The 18,766-nt window shown below is 40.9% G+C and carries 10 protein-coding genes; all 10 read left to right on the top strand.

Annotation, left to right across the window (positions count from 1 at the left end):
* Nucleotides 1–84 precede the first annotated feature (84 nt).
* Nucleotides 85–2,013: an alginate lyase family protein gene (locus tag AB5217_RS08925; RefSeq protein WP_032844773.1), complete on the top strand. Its 1,929-nt coding sequence runs from the start codon at nt 85–87 to the stop codon at nt 2,011–2,013.
* Between the two features lie 43 nt (nt 2,014–2,056).
* Nucleotides 2,057–6,133 carry a hybrid sensor histidine kinase/response regulator transcription factor gene (locus AB5217_RS08920; RefSeq protein WP_032854688.1) on the top strand — a complete coding sequence of 1,359 codons (4,077 nt, stop codon included), beginning with the start codon at nt 2,057–2,059 and terminating at the stop codon, nt 6,131–6,133.
* 114 nt (nt 6,134–6,247) lie between these two features.
* Nucleotides 6,248–6,622 (top strand): hypothetical protein, encoded by a 375-nt coding sequence (locus AB5217_RS08915; RefSeq protein WP_004305864.1) that lies wholly within the window; start codon nt 6,248–6,250, stop codon nt 6,620–6,622.
* Nucleotides 6,623–6,859: 237 nt separating this feature from the next.
* Complete coding sequence (locus AB5217_RS08910) at nt 6,860–7,390, top strand: sigma-70 family RNA polymerase sigma factor (protein ID WP_032844775.1); 531 nt, start codon at nt 6,860–6,862, stop codon at nt 7,388–7,390.
* Nucleotides 7,391–7,439: 49 nt separating this feature from the next.
* On the top strand, nt 7,440–10,688 hold the full coding sequence (locus AB5217_RS08905; RefSeq protein ID WP_032844777.1) for a SusC/RagA family TonB-linked outer membrane protein: 3,249 nt from the start codon (nt 7,440–7,442) through the stop codon (nt 10,686–10,688).
* 33 nt (nt 10,689–10,721) lie between these two features.
* The gene (locus AB5217_RS08900; protein ID WP_368112806.1) at nt 10,722–12,521 is read left to right on the top strand and encodes a RagB/SusD family nutrient uptake outer membrane protein; all 1,800 of its coding nucleotides are present in this window, start codon (nt 10,722–10,724) and stop codon (nt 12,519–12,521) included.
* A 36-nt stretch (nt 12,522–12,557) separates the two neighbouring features.
* Nucleotides 12,558–13,751 carry a DUF5013 domain-containing protein gene (locus tag AB5217_RS08895; RefSeq protein ID WP_032844779.1) on the top strand — a complete coding sequence of 398 codons (1,194 nt, stop codon included), beginning with the start codon at nt 12,558–12,560 and terminating at the stop codon, nt 13,749–13,751.
* Nucleotides 13,752–13,800: 49 nt separating this feature from the next.
* Nucleotides 13,801–15,840: an IPT/TIG domain-containing protein gene (locus AB5217_RS08890; RefSeq protein ID WP_195647018.1), complete on the top strand. Its 2,040-nt coding sequence runs from the start codon at nt 13,801–13,803 to the stop codon at nt 15,838–15,840.
* 58 nt (nt 15,841–15,898) lie between these two features.
* Nucleotides 15,899–17,197, top strand: a complete 1,299-nt coding sequence (locus tag AB5217_RS08885) for an alginate lyase family protein (RefSeq protein ID WP_195647017.1) — start codon at nt 15,899–15,901, stop codon at nt 17,195–17,197.
* 115 nt (nt 17,198–17,312) lie between these two features.
* Complete coding sequence (locus tag AB5217_RS08880) at nt 17,313–18,719, top strand: glycosyl hydrolase family 28 protein (RefSeq protein WP_032844782.1); 1,407 nt, start codon at nt 17,313–17,315, stop codon at nt 18,717–18,719.
* The last annotated feature ends 47 nt before the right edge of the window (nt 18,720–18,766 follow it).

The raw sequence follows: 18,766 nt of genomic DNA, 5'->3' as shown, positions 1-18,766 counted from the left end.
AGTAAATGTTTCATTCACTTTGAACTCCTTTCTATTACTAAATACTATCTTTGCTTATCACTTGTATAAAAAACGAATCGCACTATGATTAACAAAATTATATGGATTATTGGGATTGTATGGATTGGGAATATTCAAGATGGAGTGCAAGCGCAACGACGTAACTTTATCCATCCCGGAATCACCTATACCCAAGGTGATTTAGACCGGATGAAAGCTATGGTCAAGGCGAAACACGAGCCTTATTATTCTACTTTTCTGAAATTAAAGGAATCTCCCTATTCTTCACTCAATACGCAAGTTATCAATCGGGGAAAACAAATCAGAGAAGGACGTTTTAATGCTACTATCGGAGTAGATGGCAGGCGGGCACATGACTTAGCATTGCTTTGGCATCTGACGGGCGATGAGGCTTATGCCCGTAAAGCGGTCGAATATCTGAATGCTAATTCTTATTATACCAATACAAGTAGTCGTGGAACAGGACCATTAGATAACGGAAAGATTTACCTTTTAATTGATGCCGCCGAATTAATGCGTGATTATTCCGGTTGGAAAGTAGAAGACCAGCAACGTTTTAAAAATATGTTGGTCTATCCTGGATATAGCAATACGGAAGATTTCTCTTCCAAATATGCAAATTACTGGGATGATTCAAAGAACGGAGTTACATTCTATTGGAATATTTTTAATTTCGATGCCGCAAGGTTTGGTAATCAAGGACTTTTCGCTGCTCGTGGAATGATGGCAATGGGGATTTACTTAGATAACGAAGTAATGTATGACCGTGCTTACCGTTATTTATTGGGAATGAAGCATCGACCGGATGATTTACCTTATCCTTCAGGACCGACGGTCACTAGCAAAGAACCGATTAAGAAATCACCAACCATGCTTGATTATAAATTGGAAGGAAGAGAAAACAAGATTTCAGATTATGGATACGATGAACAGCTACAGTATTATATCTATCCAAACGGTCAATGTCAGGAGTCGAGTCGCGACCAGGGACATGTATTGGCAGGTATCCACAATTATGTAGCTATCGCAGAAATGGCATGGAATCAGGGAGATTCTTTGTATAATTGTCTCAATAACCGTTTGCTTCTTGGTTTGGAATGGAACTATCGTTATAACCTCTCTAAAGTCCAGACTTATGAAGAGCAAAAAGAGCCTTGGGAACCGACAAGTTATAGTAAGAATTCAAATGAAGTTACCTTTGAGAACGGAAAATTTCTCCAGATAAAAAGCCGTAGTGGACGTTGGGAATCCGTAGCCGTATCTCCTCACGGACGTGGAGACGTAGCAGGTAGTGGCGGAACTCGTGAAATGGCATTGGCGCATTATGCAGTACGTGCTGGATTGCCGGAGAACAACTATACTTGGTTGAAACGTTACCGTGATTATATGATAGAACATCACGGTTGCGAAAACTGGGGGATAGCACCCAACTGGTTTTATGAATGGACTGGCTGGGGAACATTGACCAAGCGATTGACTCCCTGGATGGCAGGTGATCCCGTTTCTTTCTCTACGGGAAAGCGTGTATCAGGAATTCATTTGCTGCCTTGTGAAATATCGGCTGCCGATTACGATTATTATTGTCTTGCGGAAGATCCCGAAGGGCATACCTATCACAATGTAGGAAAGAAACGTGGCAACGAATACAGACCTGACGGAGCAGTAGAGCTACGAAAAGAAGAAGATAATTACGTCGTTACCCAAATAGAAGATGGAGAATGGATGAATTATACTGTAAGTATTCCTACCGATGGAGATTATACCGTTTATCTTGTTTATCAATCAAAAGGAAATTCTTTATTGTCCGTAGCTTCTGATTCAGAAGTAAAGACAGAACCCATGCAATTACCCAGCTCTGTACAATGGACGGAAAGAGAAATAGGAAAACTCACTCTTCCCGCAGGAGCTTGTGTACTTCGTTTACAGATAGAGCAAGCCGGAGATAAACTCGAAATTCAGAAAATAATAGTAAAGCAGGATAAGGGGATTTGATTTTTCGTTCGTACTTAATATAGTACTACAAAAAAAGATGGCCATGAAAATTCGAATATGTTTGTTAATCATACTAATGGGATTATTGTATCCGGGTTATATTAGCTCGCAAGAATCCCCTTATGTATTCCGCCAGATTGGAGTTGTCGAAGGATTACCGGATAACTATGTAAAAAGCGTTTTCCCCATTCCCGACGGACGTATCGGTGTGCGAAGTACTGTGTTATTAAGCCTGTATGATGGTGCGAACTATTCAAATTTCCCTTTCAATATTCATGGCGAATATTCGATAGCATATAACCATATTATTCCCGAACAATATATTGATGCCGACAAACGTTTGTGGATGAAAGAACGCAAGAGCCTGCGTGTCTTCGATTTGACTACCGAACAGTACATCTATAACGTAGATTCTTTATTTCAACAATTCGGCTTAAAGGATAAAGTGGCGGACCTGATTATTGATTCAGAGAAACATTGTTGGTTTCTGACGCCGGGTTCCTCTGTCTATATGTACGATGCAGAGACAAAGTCAATCGAACAGGTTTGTAGGAATGATGAGTTTATGGAATACTATGGAGGATTACTCGGAGTAGAAAGTCATGGAAAATACAGTTGGATGGTTCATCAGAAAGGGGCTATCCGTTGCTACGATTTAGAAAAGAAACGTTTCGTGCATCAACTTGATTTCCTGAAAGACCAACTGAAACCGGATGACCGTGTGGTTTTGAAGATACTCGATAATGGTGACTTTTGGTTGATGTGGGATCGTGGAGTAGGCTATTATGATGTCTATAATAAAAAATGGAACCAAATTTCAGGTATCCAACTCGGACACTATTCATGGTTTACTTCTATGGACGTGGATAAAGGCGGAAATGCATGGGTAGGAACCGTTATCGATGGATTCTATGTCATTGATATGCACAATTTCTCTGTAACCCGGACACTGGATATTCCTTTATTATCAGGTAATACAGTACGAAACGGTATTCAAAGCATCTATTGCGACCGGGAAAATAATTCCGTTTGGATAGGACTTTATAATCAGGGAATGTGTTATTATCATCCCAGCATGAATAAAATAGTGCTGTACAATAAGAAGATGATAAATGGCGACTGGAAAGGAGAGGAAATCCGCTGTATGCTCGAAACATCTAAAGGAGAAATTCTGATGGGTACTACGCAGGGTGTCTATCGCTATGAACCGGAGACTAAAAGCATGAACAGATTCTATCATGAATTCAGTCAGAAGAATTGCCGTGTACTTTATGAGGACAGCAAGAAGCGTGTTTGGGTCGGAACATACCACGATGGGCTCTACTGCATAGATCATGGAAAGGTACAATCTTACGATTATCCCGATACGGATTATCAGAATGAATTGGATTTCAGTAATATCCGTGTCATGGTCGAAGATTCTTCCGGTCGATTGTGGGTAAGTATATATGGTGGTGTAGGATTATTCAATCCTGAAAACGGGCAAATAAACTTATTGTCCGAACAGTTTCCCGAACTCAAAAAATATAAAGTAGCGAATGCATTGGCCATAGATAATCAATCCCGGTTGGTCGTAGGCAGTGATAACGGACTCTACATTTACGATCCTGCAACGAATAAAATATGGATACCGGAGGAAGACGGGCAGGCTAATTCTATTTTCAATCAGGGAAGTATCAAGTATAATCAGATCCTCAAAGACCATGAGGGAACTTTATGGTTTGCTACACAATATGGCTTGAGCGTTTTGACTTACAATGGGCAAAGCTACACATTAGGGAAAGAAGAAGGTCTGTCTAAAGCTATCCTGAACGTAGTGGAAGATAAGAACCATGATATATGGATTTCGACAGTCACTTCTATTTATAAGATAAAAGTAGACAGAAGAGCAGATAAATACAGTTTTCATGTAATCAGCTGTCTGTCGGAAGATGAAATCCGTCAGGATGATTTATATAGTTTCCCTTCGTTAATGACCAGGGACAATCAGCTTTTCCTGGGGCTGATGAACGGCTTTATCGCTTTCTCACCAGAAAACATGATAGATAATCAGTGCCTCAATCGTCCTCTGTTTACTTCATTCCGCTTGTTTAATGTTCCGGTTGTTTCGGGCGAAGCATATAACGGACGTGTCTTATTTGATAAAGCATTAAGTTATTCGGACGAAGTACAATTAAAATATGATGAGAACTATATCACACTTGAGTTTTCTGGTCTGAACTTCCCTAATCCTTCTCAAACCTCTTTCCGTTACCAACTGGAAGGATTTGACAAAGAATGGACGGAAACCCTTTTTGAGAATGGACAAGGACGTGTGGTCTATAATAATCTCCCTTCGGGCGAATACATCTTCCGTGTGTCCGCTGCCGGAAACGACCGGATATGGGGACCGGAGTCTGCATTCAAAATTGTCATTCATCCCCCGTTCTGGGATACACTGGCCGCTCGTATTTTCTATGTAATTTTAGTTATTCTCTTAATCTTCGGGCTGATCTACGTAATAAACCGCCGCAACCGGCAGAAGATGATTCGTATGCAAGAAGAGGAAGCGTTGAAGCAGAAAGAAGAACTGGATCAGATGAAATTCCGCTTCTTCACAAATATAAGCCATGAACTCCGCACTCCGCTGACTTTGATTATCACGCCATTAGACATGGTGATACGTCGATTGACAGACGATGCGATGAAAAAACAACTGAATACCATCTATAAGAATGCTCAAAACCTATTGTCATTGGTGAATCAGCTACTCGATTTCCGCAAACTGGAAATGAAAGGAGAGAGGTTGCATCTGATGAACGGCGATATGGAGGAATTTATTGTTTCGGCCTATAACAACTTCATGCCAATGGCAGTAGAGAAGCACCTTAACTTTGTGAACCAATCGGAACATAGAGCGCTTTATATGTTCTTCGACCGGGATAAGGTACATAAGATTGTGAATAATCTCTTGTCCAACGCCTTCAAATATACACCGCAGGGAGGCACAGTGAACTTACAGCTCGCGACAGAAGAGATAGAAGAAAGAAACTACGTGAGAATATCCGTATCTGATACTGGAATCGGAATATCCGAATCAGACCTTCCTTATATCTTTGACCGTTTCTATCAGGTAGGAAATGAAGGGGACGAAAAAATAGGCAGTGGCATCGGACTTCATTTGGTAAGGGAATATGTAAATATACATGGTGGCCGTATTAAAGTGGACAGTCAGATAGATCGTGGATCAGTATTCACTGTTTGGTTGCCGATGGACCTGAAACCGGAACCGGACGAACTGCCGGAAGAAATCATCGGAACGGAAGCATCAGATGTTAAAGAGAAAGAAACCACTACATCTACAGTTGATGATAACCTGAAGAAACTGTTGTTAGTGGAGGACAATCAGGAGTTCCGTACTTTCCTGAAAGAACAGTTGGAAGATTTCTATCAGATCATTGAAGCGGCAGACGGTGAGGAAGGAGAGCGAAAAGCAATAGAGGAAAATCCAAACCTGATTATCAGCGACATTATGATGCCGAAAGTTGACGGTATCGAACTTTGCCGTCGGATCAAGACGAACGTGCAGACTTCCCATATACCTGTGATATTGTTGACGGCCCGCACTGCCGATGATATCAAGATTAACAGCTATGAAGTAGGAGCAGACTCTTATATGTCGAAACCTTTCAACTTTGATATGCTGATGGTACGCATTGAAAAGCTGATAGAGCAACAGGAAAAGAGAAAACAGGAATTCCGTAAGAACATAGAAATAAATCCGAGTGCTATCACCATTACTTCAGTAGACGAACAGCTCATACAGAAGTGTCTGGAATACATAGAAAAGAACATGGACAATCCGGAATATGGCGTAGAAGAATTGAGCGGTGATCTGGGGATGGTGCGTATGAGCCTTTACCGCAAGCTGCAATCCATCACCGGACATACACCGACAGACTTTATTCGCAGCATCCGTTTGAAACGGGCGGCACAATTATTACAAGGAAGTCAGTTGCCGATTGTTGAAATAGCGAACCGGGTAGGATTCAGTTCACCCAGTTATTTCTCGAAGTGTTTTAAAGAAATGTTCGGTATGCTTCCCAAGCAATATGCCGAGGAATCGGGAAGAAAAGAATGACATTGTGCTTGTGTTTGTAGTTTAATTATTACATTTGCGCTCAATAAGTGAGATAATTTTAAGTTCTTGTTCACATTGGGGCAGAAGAAGTTTTATTTTATAATATATGTTGATATGAAAGTATTAGTTTTAATTTCATTGGTAGGAGGTTTGATGTTATCCTCTTGCGGAGGTAGCAGTTCAAAAAATAATGCAAATGTTAAGGAGGTAAATCCTGCAGATACCATCTATTTGGGAGACTTACGTGAAAAATTTGCAAATGATAGTGTTTTCTTTAAAATAGTGGCACCGGATTTGATGTTGATGGATTATCAGTATCTTTGGGCAGTAACAGAATCGGAAGCAGTAGAGAAAGGACTGACAAAAGAATACTATAAACGTGTGAAGAAAGAAATCACCGATACGAATGAAGCGATCAAAAGAGGTGTGATGAAAGGTGCGAACGTAAAACGTATACCGGATTTCCAGGCATCACAGGAAAATAAATAATGAATCCTTCCGGATGAAAGCTTTCATCCATGCAAATATAAGAACAGGGGAGTCGTCAAATGTAACGACATCCCCTTTTTTATTGGTGTGACGGTTAGATTTATCCCGATGAAATGGGAAGTTTTTGCAAAAATACACGCTTGTTACGATAGTTTTGTTATCTGTTACTTTTGTGGTATTTGAATTTGAAACTTGTTCCTACTTTTGTATCATCGTTAAACGGATAAATTTAATGCCATGAATAAACAGCAAGCTACATTTGACGACTTCTTCTCTGAATGCTATCTTAAATATAAGGAGTATATCAAGAACTATATCGCTATCCGCATTTGCCATCCGCATGAAGCGGAAGATTTGGCACAGGATGTCTTTGTCCGCTTATGGGAACACAGGGTATTCGTGAACAAAGATACAGTCTGGTCTTTGCTTTTTACCATCGCTCGCAATATAGTAACCGATAAAATCCGTCGTTATTATAAACAGGAAGATTTCGTCGCCTACATATATAATAGGATGGAAGACACCAGTCGGAATACCACAGAAGATACCATTCATTTTCGTGAACTAAAGAAGATGCACGACCAGGTAATGGAAACTCTTCCTGTCAAACGCCGTCAGATTTATGAACTTAGTTTCAATCATGAACTCTCTTGTCCTGCCATTGCAGGAAAGCTGTCCTTATCTCCCCGTACAGTAGAATGTCAATTATTACTGGCTCGTAAAACGGTTCGTACTTATTTGAAAAATGAATTCTCCAAAGTCGGTTAAATACCAGATTCGGAAAAACACATATTAACTTTAACAATTTAATAGTATTATGGAAATTAAATCCAAATTCTTATGTTCAAAAGGAGTCGCATTGGCTTTCGCCATGCTACTGGGTGGTTCGCCCGGTGTATTGCTCTATGCAAATGATTCTGTAGAAGAGAGTTTGATGGTAGTCCAGACGGGCCGCACCATCAAAGGACTTGTGACAGATGCGAATGGTGAACCACTGATTGGTTGTAATGTAGTGGTTGTAGGAAGCAATGCAGGGGTAATTACTGATATTGACGGTCGGTTTACATTAAATGTACCTGCGGATGCAAAACAGATAAAAGTTAGTTATATTGGTTATGTAGATCAGGTTATCAATCTTCATGACCGTTCTGATTTTAAAGTTGTACTAAAGGAAGATAATAATGCGCTGGACGAGGTTGTTGTAGTGGGTTATGGCACGCAGAAAAAAGCGACGTTGACAGGGGCGGTAGAACAAATTGGTAGCCAGGTATTGGAAAGTCGTGCCATTACCAATGTCGGTGCTGCTCTGCAAGGAGCCACTCCGGGTTTGGTAGTCACTCGTTCTTCCTCACGTCCGGGTAATGAAGGTTTGAATTTCCAGATTCGTGGTTTGACATCTGTCAATGGCGGTAGTCCGTTGATTATTGTGGATGGAGTACCCGTATTGAATTCAGAGTCATTCCAAAATCTAAACTCGGATGATATTGAGAATATTAGTGTATTGAAAGACGGTTCAGCTTCCATTTATGGGGCGAAAGCAGCTAATGGCGTTATCTTGGTAACTACCAAAAAAGGTAAAGGCAAGACAACGGTTGATTATGGCTTCAATATGCGTTTCACTACCAATGGTATTATGGCTTTCTCTCCCAGTATGCAGGAATATGCTTCCATGTGGCTGGAAGCCAATAAAGAAATGCCGGAACATGACTGGTGGGGCTGGGGAGAAGAAAACCTGAAGAAGATGGCTCAAGGCATTGAAGGTATTTATGAGTCGACTGTAGCCGATTGGGGTACGATGTTCGTTGGTAATGCCAATCGCCTGGATGAATTGTTTGCCCGCCGTTATTCTTACCAGCATAACTTGAGTGTAGCAGGTTCTACGGATAAATCCGATTACCGCATCTCATTAGCTTATGCTGATAACCAGGCTAATCTGGCTACAGCCTATGACGGACAGAAACAGTTGAATTTGCGCTTGAACTACGGAATCAAATTGACTGATTGGTTCAAACTGGAGACTTCAGCCAGTATGATTAAAACAAATACCGAAACACCCACGCATGGTATCGACCGTACACTTTACGGAAACGATGCTCCGTTTTTCCCGGCAAAAAATCCCTATGGACAATGGTACGCTAACTTCGGTAATGTAGGTGATCGCAATGCGGCAGCAGCTACAACGGATGGTGGACGTGACGAGAGAGAGAAGTTGACTACTCGTGTCGATTTTAAAGCATTGGTGGATATTTGGAAAGGAATCACTTTCGAGGGTACTGCTTCATTTCAAAATGAGGAATATCGCAGAGAACGCTATTCGCTTCCGGTACAGTGTTACAATTGGTTCGGCGAGCAGACGGCGAAGTTAGTATATGAAACAACACAAACCCTTAGTACTCCGCAAGATGTGCTGAATTTTAAAGATTCCCATCAGCCGGGATATTTGGTACAGGCAAATAATGCCCGGTATCAGTACTATTCAGGGTTATTGAAATATAAGCGTACATTTGCCGAAATACATAATATAGATGCTATGTTCGGCATCAATGCCGAGAAATGGGTGACTAAGAAAGTTGTTACCGCCCGTGAGAAGTTTGAGGATGCCGGAATTTACGATTTGAATTTGGCTACGGGTACACAGGGTAACGGTGGAGGAAAGACTCATAATGGTACCTATTCATATATTGCCCGTTTGAATTATAACTATGCGGAAAAATATATGGTTGAATTGATGGGGCGTCGTGACGGAAATTCCAAGTTTGCTCCCGGTTATCGTTTCAAAAGCTTTGGTTCTATCTCTTTGGGATGGGCATTCTCGGAAGAACAATTTGTAGAATTTTTAAAACCTGTTCTTTCTTTTGGTAAGTTGCGTTTAAGTTACGGTAGTTCGGGTAATGATGTCGGGCTGGGTGATTACGATTATGTGTCTACTGTCTCTCTTGGAACAGCCGGTTTTGGAACTATACCTGCCAATCAGGTATCTTCAGGTTTTGGCGGTTTAATTTCTTATGACCGTACTTGGGAGAAAGTTTCACAGAAAAACTTTGGTATCGATCTTAACTTTTTCGATAATCGTTTGAAAGCTACATTCGATTATTTTATAAAAGATAATACCGGTATGTTGGTAAATGTCACATATCCGGGTGTATTAGGAGGTAAAGCTCCTAAAACGAATAGTGGTCATTTGAATGTAAAAGGTTGGGAATTCACTATTGGATGGCGCGATCAGATTAAAGACTTTTCTTACTATGCCAACTTTAATATTGGTGATACAAAGAGTCTGTTGAAAGAGATGGAAGGAGCAGATTCTTATGGGGCTGGTTGGAATGCAGCCGTGAATGGGTATCCGTTGAATTCGTACTTCCTTTATCGCACAGATGGTTACTTTAAAGATCAGGCAGAAGTAGACCGCTATTATGCACTCTATGGAGAGGGTAAAGAAGATTTGACTGGTGTAGGAGCAGGAAGTGCAAGCCGGTTGCGTCCGGGTGATACCAAACGTTTGGATTTGAATGGTGATTATAAGATTTCCGGTGCAGGGAATGAGAATAGCGATTTGCAATATCTCGGTGACTCCAATCCACATTTTGTTTTCGGTTTCACACTGGGAGGATCATGGAAAGGTATTGATGTGAACGCAATGTTCCAAGGTGTCGGCAAGCAGTATGTTATCCGTAATGACTGGATGGCTTATCCTTTTCAAACACGTACTGCCAATCAGAACCCGACATATTTGGGAAAGACATGGACAGAGAGCAATCCGAATGCTGAATTCCCTCGCTTGACTACCAATGCGAATCTCGCACGCTGGAATTATCAGAATAACGACTTTATGATGCAGAATAACCGCTATATCCGTTTGAAAACATTAATAGTCGGCTACACATTGCCGCAGATATGGACTCGCAAGGTGAAACTGGAAAAAGTACGTGTTTACTTCTCTGGTAATGATTTATGGGAAGCTACCAGTATTCGAGACGGTTTCGACCCGGAAATGGGAGCAGCCTCCAACAACAGTGGATACCCGTTTGCACGTACTTGGTCGTTCGGTCTGAACATCACTTTATAGTAGCTATGGAAAATTAAATACAGAATAGAAGATATGAAAAAGATAACAACGAACTATATATTAATTTGCACCTGCGCATTGGGATTTTCTTCATGCGTGAATACGTTCCTTGACTTGGAACCACTGGATGCCAAGACAGATGTGATTTATTTCAAAACTCCGGAGCATTTCCGTGAATATGCTAACGGGCTTTACGGGCAATTATTGGGATGGCAGTCTTCCTATGGAAGTATATTCGATCACATGGATGCGGCATCCGATCTTTCTACTTGTTTCAGATATTCGTATGGTGTGGGGACCGGTGTGATGGGAGTTCCTAATGACGATAGCCGTTGGGGTAATTGCTATGGTAATATTCGTGCCACTAATCACATGTTTGAAAGAGCAGTTTCTTCCTATACAGGTAATTTAGCGGATATTAAAAAAGAATTAGCCGAAGGTCATTTTTTCCGTGCCTATAACTATTTTTACTTATTGAAGTTTTTTGGTGGAGTGCCTGTCGTTACGAAAGTTCTCGACGTGACTTCACCGGAGTTATATGGAAAACGTAACAGCCGTTATGAGGTTGTCAACTTGATTCTTTCCGATTTGGATGAGGCTATTGCAGGGTTGCCGTTGGAACAGAATATAACCTCTGCCGACAAAGGTAAAATCAGCAAACAGGCTGCACAGGCATTTAAGGCTCGCGTGTTACTTTATGAAGCTACCTGGCGTAAGTACAATGGCACTTCTACTGATTTTGAAGGTTCTGCCGGTCCGGCTTCCGATCAGGTAAATACTTTTCTGGAAGAATCCGTTCAATTATCCGAAACAGTGATGGGAGATGCTGCTTATTCCCTTTGGAATTATAACAATGTTGCAGCTATGAGAAATATGAGCAATCGTTACCTGTTTAATATTGAAGAAGAAGCCAGTAATCCTGCCGGTGCCGGAAGAGCGACGAACAAGGAATTTATCATCGCTTCTGTATATAGTCAGGAAACGCGTAAAGGACAGGTTGATTTGAATCAGGTGATTTATACGGATATGCGTCCCAGCCGGAAATTGATTGATATGTTTTTATGCACTGACGGGCTTCCGGTCAGTATGTCTGATAAGTTCCAGGGATATAAGAATCCGGGGGACGAATTTCAGAATCGGGATTTCCGTTTGACTTCTTATGTAGGTTCATATGCTACGAGCCTGACAGTTGAGAACTGTGGGTATGGTGTTTCCAAGTTTGCTATTACTGATATTCAACGCCAAAGTAAAGATGAATCGGCCAATTATCCGGTACTTCGGTTGGCAGAAGTATACTTGAATTATGCTGAAGCTGTGATGGAACGCTATGGTGAAATATCAGATGACCAGTTGAATAAGTCGATAAATAAAATCCGTGCCCGTGCGGGAATTGCCAACCTAACAAATGCATTGGCAAAGCGAATTCAGGAAGGAGTGCCGGCAAATGCGAGTAAGACAGTCAATCAGGTAATGCTGGATGAGATCCGCCGTGAACGTGCCTTGGAACTCTATATGGAAGGTTTCCGTTGTGACGACCTGAAACGTTGGGGTATTGCGGAGAAGAATCTGAATGAGTCTCGTTGCGGTGCGGTAGTAGGTAATGCCAGCTATCCGACGGCATTTATAGACGAAAACGGGAATGCTACCAGTGCTTTCAATCCGGCTATCTTTACGAAGGGGACGGAAGAAGTGGAAACAGGTAAAGGCAAATTACCTTGTGTAGTGCTTCTCAAATCATCCGACTGCGCATTTACTAAGGGAGATTATTTGTGGGCGATTCCAAGAAATCAAATCAACCTGAATTCAAATCTGGTACAAAATCCGGGATATTAATCATTCAATCGTTTAACGTATAATACCATAGATTATATGAAGTTTTTATTCAAATATACATTTCACTTGGCAATACTTGCTTGTGTTTCCGCACTTTTCTCCGGTTGTGAGCAAGACCCCAAGTATAGAGTTTATGATTATCCTGTGCCGGTAGTGGAGAGCATTTATCCTACGGACGGATATGTCACTACACAGGTAGTTATTACGGGAACCAATTTTGGTGACCGTGCTGAAGCTGTGAAAGTTTTCTTCGGTGAAGTCCAATCCAATAAAGTGCTCGATTGCAAAAATAACCGTTTGGTAGTGGAAGTGCCGGAAACTGCAGTAACAGGCAATCTGTCTTTACAGATTTATAATAAAAAGGTGGAGAATATCGGTCATTATACAGTACTGCCTACACCACGTGTCATTACAGTGACTTCTGATAGTGAAGACGGTGAAGGGGTAGCCGATACGGGAGACAAGGTTACTATAACAGGTGAAAACTTTGGTACGGATCCATCCGATATTTCTGTTAGTTTCAATGGAACGCCGGCCGAATTTGAGCTGGTGGATGAGTCTACTATTGTTGCGACAACTCCTGCTGATTATAAGACAGGTAATGTGACTGTAACTATTCATGGATATACAATGACAGGTAGTGCAATGTTTAATCCTAACTCAAAGGGTGATGTGACAGTGCTTTATCTTCAAAACTATAAGCAGCCGTTTGCCAAGGCAAATGATGAAAGTTGGAAGAACGGTGAATGGTGGACTCCGGCAGTGTGGAATCAAAATAAAGCATCTTTCAATGCCAAAAACAATACTACTGTTACCGGAATGCAGTATAAAGCAGCAGAGGGCTTCACATTAGCGTTCCAGAATGGATGGGATAAAGAAGCTTATACGAATGGGAAAATATGGCAAGTTGCTACACTTCGTCCTGGTAAATACAGACTGGAAGTTACTTATGCCTATACGATGGTAGTAAGTGATGCGGGGAATTTTATTTCTGCATTGATGGCTAAAGGAAATAGTGAGAGTGATATACCGAATGTAGCTGATATTGAGCAATTAAATGGAGTTTGTGCGATCTATGACAAAGCTGGAATAAATGATGACTCGGGTATTTTGGTAACACCTTCATTTGAAGTGACGGAGACAACGGATGTTGTCATTGGATTCCTGACTTCTCTGGCTAAAGGTAATTCATACTTTAAGGTGACAGAATTGAAATTGATTCTTGAATGATGTGGAAAAAGAAAAAAGAGTAATTCATCGTGATAATATAATTAAGATTATGAAGAAAATATATAACTATCTGTTTCCCGTTTTTCTCTCGCTTTTCGCATTAGCTGCTTGTGACGAGGATAACGAAGAAATTGTTTCAATGAGTTACACTGATCCTGTGGCGACTGTAACAAAGATAGATCCCGTAGAAGGATATGTTGGGAATGAGTTTACCGTAAGTGGCAGTGATTTTGGTATCATAACAGAAGATGTGAAAGTATTTATCGGTTCCCAGGAGGCAGTAGTAGTCTCCTGCGCCGATGATGCTATCCTTGCGAAAGTGCCGGAATCGGCAACAAACGGAAAGATAACCGTTGAGGTTTTCGGGCAACGTGTGGAGACTGATCTAGTTTATCGTGTACTTGGTAAGCCGGGTGTCAGCGTAGTGAAACCTTCTTATGGTTTTCCGGGTGCCAGTATCGTTTTCGAAGGACAAGAATTTGTTTCTTCTAAAACACTGTATACTTTGACTTTCGGGACTTCCACAGACAAGGCAGAGATTGTGGGTACACCTACTGATACCGAATTTACGGCCAAAATTCCCGAGACAGCTGTCAGTGGAGTTATGACACTTATTATGGCAGAACAAACGATTGATTTGGCTTCTTATCCTTTCACTGTGTTGAAGCATGCAACGCTTGATACTCCTAAGGAAGACGAACCGGTTCCATCAGGTTTTGCTGGCAGTAAATTTGCAATAACAGGAACCAATCTTGTGCAAGAATTGCTGGATAAGTCTGTTGAAGGGTTGGAGCCTTTGAAAGTAACTTTCTCTAAAGCTGGCGGAGAACCTGTAGAAGCTGCAATAGATACAGATAATTTGACGGATAAGAGTATTCCACTCACTGTACCTGCTTCGTTGGAAGCCGGAGATTATACAATTACTGTCATTACTCCGTTTGAAACTATCGGGACACAGTTGAAATATACGGTATTACCGATGCCGACAGTAACAGGCATTTCAACGAAAGCCGGATATATTAATGCGGAAGTAATGATCATTGGTCAGAACTTTGGTACGAAAGCTGAAAATATTCAGGTCTTTTTCGGAGAAACAGTTTGTGATAAAGTGACACTGAATGATAAAGGTAATATCGTAGTGAATGTTCCCAAAGGAGTTTCATCAGAAGCTCCGGTGAAGATTAAACTGATCATTCAGGGTAAGGAAATAGAGATGGGCGAATCGGGCACATTTGAGGTTTGGGAAACTCCGGAAATCACTTCTGTTGAAACACCGTATATTTATCCTTATGGTACATTAGTAAAAGCCGGACAGGAAATAACATTTACAGGAAAAGGTTTTGGAACGGATAAGAATTCTGTTACAGTTACATTTGAGGGAATATCCGTACCCGTTACGGTTAAAGAGATTACTACGACTTCTATTACTGTAACGGTTCCGCAAGGTTTCAATGGTGGAAAAGTAACAATGGTGTTTGAAGGTATTGCACAACCCGTAGAGAGTGATATATTGCGACCTCTGCCGACGGATGGAGATATTTCTCAATATGTACTCATGAACTATAAACAGCCTTTTGAATATGTAAAAGAAGGTGGAGATAAAGGATTCCATAAAAAAGGAGAGTGGGCAAAAGCTGCTTATTGGATAGTTCAGAACTCTAACTTGACTGCTGGTGAAGGAGGTGCTGCTGTTGATTTGGCATTTAAAACGAAATATGGTGATGGAAGTGATGCAGGTTTGGCTTTACAAACAGATTGGGGATTTGACAATCCTAAAAATGATGGTAAGGTATATCAGACTTCTCATCTTCAAAAAGGAAAATATAAGTTGACGGCACATGTTTATGAATATGACGGCAGAGGTTTTATCGGTTATGTTGCGGTTTGTAAAGGTAATGAGATGGCAAATACGAGTGATATACCAAGTAAGAGTCTGGCAAACGCTTCTATTTCGGGTACGGGTGATGTAGTAGTTGATATTCTTGTTGAAGAGCCTACCGATGTTGTCATTGGTTTTGTATGTACGATTACAGTAAAACAAGGACGGGCTAAGATAGATAATTTCAAATTAGAGTTAGTAGAGCAATAAACTATAATTGGGTGCACCGTAATCAATGGTAGATATGGTGTACCATTAAACCAAAAATATGATGAAAAAGATATATTATATAACCGTAGTATTTGCTACCCTGTTTTTGGTAGGATGTGGGGACGGCATTGACCTTCCGGGTGTCAATGTGGAAACTGATTTGAATAAAATTCCTCTTCCTGATAATAATGTAAATTTGGAACAGGTTGAACTTAAACCGTCAACGGAACCCATGTTGCATGAAGGGTTGCATACGGAGGAAGACTTCCAGCGTATCCGGGATAAAAAAGCTGCCGGAGAAGAGCCTTGGGTAAGTGCTTATCAATTATTAGTAGAAAGTCAGTTTTCGCAGAAGACGGCAGATACTTATCCTACGGAATGGATTAAACGTGGAGTTTCCGGTGATGAAAATTATATGAATGCAGCCAGAGGGGCCACTATTGCATATCAGCAGGCGCTTCGTTGGAAAATTGAACAAGATGATGAATATGCGGCAAAAGCGGTGGAGAATCTGAATAAGTGGGTACAGACTTGTGTAGGTGTAACAGGTAATACGAATTTATCGCTTGCTGCAGGACTTTATGGTTATGAATTTGCTATTGCCGGTGAATTATTGAGGGATTATGGAGGATGGGATCGTGCGGACTTCGCAGCGTTCCAGAATTGGTTGCTTAAAGTGTTCTATCCTGCTAATGATGATTTCCTGAAACGTCATCACGATACGAATGCGTTACATTATTGGGCTAACTGGTGTCTTTGTAATATAGCGGCTAAAATGGCTATCGGCATTGTAACCGATCGTCGTGATATTTATAATGAAGGTATTGCCCATTTGCAGACAGGTGATACAAACGGACGTTTACGTCGTGCTATCTATCACGATTATGCACCGGACTATAACTTTGCTCAATGGCAGGAAAGTGGACGTGACCAAGGACACACGTTGATGTGTGTCGGATTGATGGGAGTTATTTGTCAGTTGGCATGGAGCCAGGGAGACGATTTCTTTGCTTATGATGATAATCTCTTCCTACGGGCCTGCGAATATGCCGCTTGTTGTAATTACACTAATGAGACTGTACCATATACTACTTATATATGGCAAAAACAGAGTCAATGGGGATATCCGATTCCGGAAGAACAAACAGCACTTGGTGGCGGCAAATGGATTAAACGTGCAATATGGGCATTGCCTTATTATCATTACAAAGGGATAAAAAATATCTCGAATGATAATCTCAAATATACTAAGATAGCTACGGAATATGTAGGAATAGAAGGAGGAGGTGGGTATTATGACGCTAACTCCGGTGGCTATGACGTACTTGGGCTCGGTACGCTGATGTATGCAAGATAAAATGAATAAAATGTGTTAGACTTCGCCACAGATTTGGATATGCCAGTGTGGATGGATTATTTGTATCAATCTGTGGTGAATTCTTGGACATTAACGGTATTAGTAAAAACTTGAAATGAATAAACTAATAAGAATAGCGCTCACATTTTTACTTGTAATGACCACAGGGGGCATACAAGCAGAAATAGTCATCTATCCGGTGCCTCAAGGCATCTATTATGCCCGTCACAATGATGACTATACGGTAAAAGTACGGCAAGTGGGAGAAAAAGATTGGGTAGACCTTTATGAGTATAACGTAAAGGTGGATATGGATACGAAGTCCGATGCCACGATGGTTCAGTTCGACTTTTCAGGGAAAGTGGAAGTATTGGTACAAAAGAACAATGGGGAAATCCGTTCGGCAGTGGTGCGTCCTTTATCTAAAGGTATCCAACCGGAGATTGATGGTAACTTTCTATTGTTTACGATAGATAAACCACAAAAGTTATCGGTTGAGTTTAATGGAGATCGCCTGAATAATTTGCATGTATTTGCCAATCCTATCATCAAAAATGTGCCGGATAAGAATGATCCGAACGTGATGTATTTTGAAGCTGGAATACATGAACCGACTGATACGGCTGGAAAATGCTTCCGTATTCCCAGTAATACGACGGTTTATTTAGAAGGAGGTGCAGTTTTGAAGGGTTGTCTCACTTGTGATAGTGTCGAAAATGTTAAAATCTTGGGACATGGTATGCTGCTCGAACCGCAACAGGGAATATCAATTGCTTATTCCCGGAATGTACTGATTGATGGAATAACGGTTGTTAATTCGCGGCATTACACTGTTTCCGGTGGACAATCTACCGGGATCACTATCAAGAATCTGAAATCATTTAGTTATCAGGGCTGGAGTGACGGATTGGATTTTATGTCTTGTTCCGATGTGTTGATTGATGATGTATTTCTCCGTAATTCAGATGATTGCATAGCACTCTATACGCATCGTTGGAATTATTATGGAGATTGCCGGAACGTTCGTGTATTTAACTCTACTCTATGGGCGGACATTGCGCATCCTATCAATATCGGTACGCATGGAAATACGGAAACAGGAGATGAAGTTTTGGAAGATATAGTATTCAAAAATATCGATATATTGGAACATGATGAGGACGACCGTGATTATCAAGGTTGCATGACTATCAACGTAGGGGATCACAACTTGGCACAAAACATTACTTTTGAGGATATTCGTGTGGAACATATTCAGGAAGGACAGTTATTTCATCTTCGGGTGATGTATAACCAAAAATACAATACAGGTCCCGGCAGAGGTGTCAAGAACATAATATTCCGTAATATTTCATGTATCGGGAAATATATCAATTCTTCTTTAATAGAAGGTTATGATAAGAATAGGAAGATTGAGAATATTTTGTTCGAAAACATTGTGTTGAACGGTAGGCGGATCACTTCTTTGGAAGAATTGAATATAGATAAAAAAGATTTTGTAGAGAAGATACGGATAAAGTAGCTAATAACTAAAAGATGATAGATGCGACAAAAAAACAGTTTTTCGTG

It is taken from the genome of Bacteroides sp. MSSM.1001136sp1_RTP21357st2_D2_RTP21359_211015 (assembly GCF_040913205.1).
In the GTDB taxonomy this organism is placed as follows: domain Bacteria; phylum Bacteroidota; class Bacteroidia; order Bacteroidales; family Bacteroidaceae; genus Bacteroides; species Bacteroides ovatus.
Note: the sequence above shows the minus strand (reverse complement) of the source record. Positions and strands in the feature narration are given on the sequence as shown.